At 69.0% G+C, this 4,010-nt stretch carries 3 protein-coding genes; all 3 read left to right on the forward strand.

Annotation, left to right across the window (positions count from 1 at the left end; translation table 11 throughout):
* The first annotated feature begins 97 nt into the window (after positions 1-97).
* The 3 genes from IRZ30_RS16045 to recN all read left to right on the forward strand — a co-directional run bounded on the left by IRZ30_RS16045 (position 98) and on the right by recN (position 4,007).
* Positions 98-1,534 carry a glycosyltransferase gene (locus tag IRZ30_RS16045; RefSeq protein ID WP_294086594.1) on the forward strand — a complete coding sequence of 479 codons (1,437 nt, stop codon included), beginning with the start codon at positions 98-100 and terminating at the stop codon, positions 1,532-1,534.
* Positions 1,535-1,552: 18 nt separating this feature from the next.
* Positions 1,553-1,942 carry a c-type cytochrome domain-containing protein gene (locus IRZ30_RS16050; protein ID WP_294086596.1) on the forward strand — a complete coding sequence of 130 codons (390 nt, stop codon included), beginning with the start codon at positions 1,553-1,555 and terminating at the stop codon, positions 1,940-1,942.
* 274 nt (positions 1,943-2,216) lie between these two features.
* Entirely contained in the window at positions 2,217-4,007 is a 1,791-nt protein-coding gene (gene recN / locus IRZ30_RS16055; RefSeq protein ID WP_294086598.1) for a DNA repair protein RecN, read from the forward strand.
* The last annotated feature ends 3 nt before the right edge of the window (positions 4,008-4,010 follow it).

Consider the following 4,010-nt stretch of genomic DNA (forward strand, 5'->3'; position numbering starts at 1 on the left):
CCACTGACGGCACCGATTCCGCGCGCTACGCTATCCTGACGGTGCGTGAGCCGTCGCCGTGCCCCAGGGGCACGGCACGAGCCCGAGGAGGTGTGCGTTGCTCGAACTCATCGATGTCGGCACCCAATCGATCGAGGCCTACGCAGCCAGCGCCGGCGCAGAGGTCGTCGAAGAGCTCCGGGCTCTGGCCGAACCCCTGCACGGCGCGCGGGTGCTCCACCTGAACGCGACCCCGTACGGCGGCGGCGTTGCCGAGATCCTCCGCTCCAAGATCCCCCTGCTGCGCGACCTCGGGCTGGCGGCCGATTGGCGCATCATCTGTGGCGACGAGGCGTTCTTCACCGTCACCAAGAAGATCCACAACGGCCTACAGGGCGCACCGGATCCCCTGACCCCCGAGGAGCAGGAGATCTATAAGGCACACAGTAAGCACAACGCGGAGCAGTTCGAACGCCACTACGACGTCGTCGTCATCCACGATCCCCAGCCACTGGCGCTGCTCCACTACCACGGCAGGAACGCTGCCCGCTGGATCTGGCGCTGTCATATCGACACGTCGGAGCCGAACCCCGCGGTGTGGGAGTTCCTGCTGCCCTACCTGGAGGGCTACGACGCGGCGGTCTTCACCCTGGGCAGTTTCGTCCCGCCACGCTTCCCCACCATGCGGGTCGACATCATCCCACCGGCCATCGACCCGGTGAGCCCGAAGAACCTCGACCTGGACCCGCTCCTGGCCCGACGGGTGCTCGAATGGATCGGCGTCGACGTAGACAAGCCGCTCATCACCCAGGTCAGCCGCTTCGACCCATGGAAAGACCCGCTCGGCGTCATCGAGGGCTACAAGATGATTAGGGCCGAGGTGCCCGATCTCCAGCTCGCACTGGTCGGCTCGATGGCACTCGACGACCCCGAAGCGTGGGACCTCTACCGCCAGATCCGGGAGGCGGCCAACACCGACCCCGGCATCCACGTCTTCACCAACCTCACCGGGGTCGGCAACCTCGAGGTCAATGCCTTCCAGCGACTGTCCGACGTCATCGTCCAGAAGTCGATCCGCGAGGGGTTCGGGCTGGTGGTCTCCGAGGCACTGTGGAAAGGCACCCCGGTGGTCGCCGGCCAGGTCGGCGGCATCCCGCTCCAGATGCCCAAGGGCATCGGCGGCTTCCTGGTGAAGACGATCGAGGAGTACGCCGAGCGGACCCTTTGGCTGCTCCGGCACCCGGAGGAGGGCAAGGCCCTGGCGGAGCTCGGGCGGGAGCGGGTGCGCAAGCGCTTCCTGCTGACGCGCCTGATCGCCGACGAGCTGCGCCTCTACCGCGACCTGCTCATCGGCGAACCGCCCCTGGTGGAGTTCTGCGACCCGGTCTGCGGGCACCGCGTCGCGCCAGGTACCGGGGTGGAGACGCGCGATGGCGACACCGTGATCCGCTTTTGCTCCGAGGACTGCCTGCGGATGTTCCTCAGAGCCCGCGACCGGTTCGAGTGGATGACCCCAGGACCAGAGACAGGGAACAGCGGCACCGGTGCCGCGTGAGTCCAGGAATGAGGAGGAATGAGGGTGCGAATGTGGCGGCGGCTGGTCGCCGGGTCGCTGCTGGCGATGACGCTCCTGACCGCCGCCTGCGGTGGCGGCAACCAGGAGCCGGCCGAAGTACCGACCGGGGACGTGAGCTTCAAGAAGCACGTGCAGCCGATCCTGCTGCGCAACTGCGTCGGCTGCCACGGCGGCTCAGCCGGGCTCTGGCTCGACCGGTATGAGACGGTGATGAAGGGCAGCCCCCGCGGGCCGGTCATCATCCCGGGCGATCCCGACGCGAGCGAGCTGTACCTGCGCATCACCGGCCAGAAGCAACCCTCTATGCCCCTCGGCGGCCGCAAGCTCCGCCCCGAGCAGATCGAAACCATCCGCCTCTGGATCGCCCAGGGCGCCAAAAACAACTGACATCGCCGGGACCAGCTCAAACGGTCTTCGCCGCGCGGCGGAACCCTTACACCACCCGGCCGAGACCGTTGTCAGAATGCAGGCACCCTCGCATCATGCGTCCGCGGGCGCGGCTGAGGCCGCGCACTACCAAAGCGACGGCTCCGCCCGCCGCACGCCAACGAGACGCCGCCCAGGCCCGGCCAATGGCCTGTAGTACAATTGTTCCGCTCATCGACCGCCCGCCGTGCGCGGCGGTGGACCAGCAGCTAGCCGAGGGACGTGACGCCGAGCCATGCTCCTGGAACTCGCCATCCGCAACTTCGCCATCATCCGCGACCTGCGCCTCACGTTCCACCCCGGCCTGAACGCCCTCACCGGGGAGACGGGCGCGGGGAAGTCGATCATCATCGACGCCCTGAGCGCTGTGCTGGGCGCGCGCGTCTCCGCCGATTTCGTGCGTACCGGCGCGTCCGGTGCCTGGGTCGAGGCCGTCTTCGACGTCCGCAATCTCGCCGAGCGCGAGGATTTCCGCGCCCTCCTGGCCGAGACCGGCGTCGAGCCCGAGGACGGCACGCTGATCCTGACACGCGACATCAGCGCCGCGGGGCGCAGTGCCGCCCGCATCAACGGCCGCACCGTCACCGCCAGCACCCTCGCCCAGTTCGGCTCGCTGTTGGTGGACATCCACGGTCAGAGCGAGCACCTCTCGCTCCTGCGCCCGTCCCTCCACGTCGACCTGCTCGACCGCTACGCCGGGACGCTGGCGGAGCGTGAACGGTTCGCCGCCCTCGTCCACGAGTACCACCAGACCCGCCGTCAGATCGACCAGATCGTCGCCGACGAGCGGGAACGCGCGCACCGGATGGACCTGCTCCGCTTCCAGGTCGAGGAGATCACCGCCGCCAACCTGCACCCGGACGAGGAAGCCGAGCTGGAGCACGAGCGACTCGTGCTCGGCAACGCCGAGCGACTGGCGCGCCTCGCCGCCGAGACCTACCAGTTGCTCGAAGGGGCTGACGACACCGGGCCTGCTCCGGTCTCCGGCGCGCTCGACCAGATCCGGCTGGCGGTCGAGCGAATCGAAGAACTCGCGCGGGTCGACGCGACGAACGAGCCGCTGGCGAGCCAACTGCGCGAGGCGCTCATCCTGTTGGAGGATGTCGCCCACGGCGTGCGGGTCTACGCCGAGGAGGTCGAGGGAGACCCGGAGCGACTAGCGGAGGTCGAGGATCGTCTGGCGCTCCTCAAGCAACTCAAACGCAAGTACGGCGCGACGATCGCTGAGGTCATCGCCTACGGCGAACAGGCCGCCCAGGAACTGCACGACCTCGACACCAGCGAGCAGCGGGCCGAGGAACTGCGCTACCGTGCCGCCACATTGCTGCAGCAGATCGCCGAGCAGGGCGCCCGGCTGACGGAGCGCCGCCGCGCCGCCTGCGGCGAGCTGGAGCAGGCGGTCGAGCAGGCCATCGCCGAGCTGAACATGGGCCGGGCCCGCTTCGTGGTCGACCTGCGTCCGCTGACGAGCGGCACCGTCGCCCGCCTGCCGGACGACGACGGGCGCGACGGCCCGACGCTCACCTTCGATCAAACCGGGCTCGACCGCGTCGAGTTCCTGATCGCCCCCAACGCCGGGGAGACGCCCCGGCCACTGGCCCGTATCGCCTCCGGCGGGGAAACCGCCCGGCTCATGCTCGCCCTCAAGTCGATCCTCTCCGCGGCCGACGCCACACCCACCCTGGTCTTCGACGAGGTCGACGTCGGCGTCGGCGGGCGCAGCGGCCAGCCGGTGGGCGAAAAGCTCTGGTCACTGACCGATCAGCACCAGGTCATCGTCATCAGCCACCTGCCGCAGATCGCCGCTTTCGCAGAGGCCCACTACCGCATCACCAAGAGCGAGCACGACGGCCGCACCGAGACGCGCATCGAGCGCCTCGACGACGACGCCCGCATCGACGAGCTAGCCGCCATGCTCGACGGCCTACCGGTCACCGCCGCCTCCCGTCAGAACGCCCAGGAGATGCTGGCCCGCATCGAGCAGTGGAAGCGCCAATCCGGCCGCATCCCCGCCACCACCCGCTAGGCC

The organism is Sphaerobacter sp. (assembly GCF_019683595.1).
GTDB lineage: Bacteria > Chloroflexota > Chloroflexia > Thermomicrobiales > Thermomicrobiaceae > Sphaerobacter.

Bases quoted from the DNA above. Each gene is read 5' to 3' on its own strand.
- recN (WP_294086598.1), top strand. From the start codon at position 2,217: ATGCTCCTGGAACTCGCCATCCGCAACTTCGCCATCATCCGCGACCTG.
- IRZ30_RS16050 (WP_294086596.1), top strand. From the start codon at position 1,553: ATGAGGGTGCGAATGTGGCGGCGGCTGGTCGCCGGGTCGCTGCTGGCG.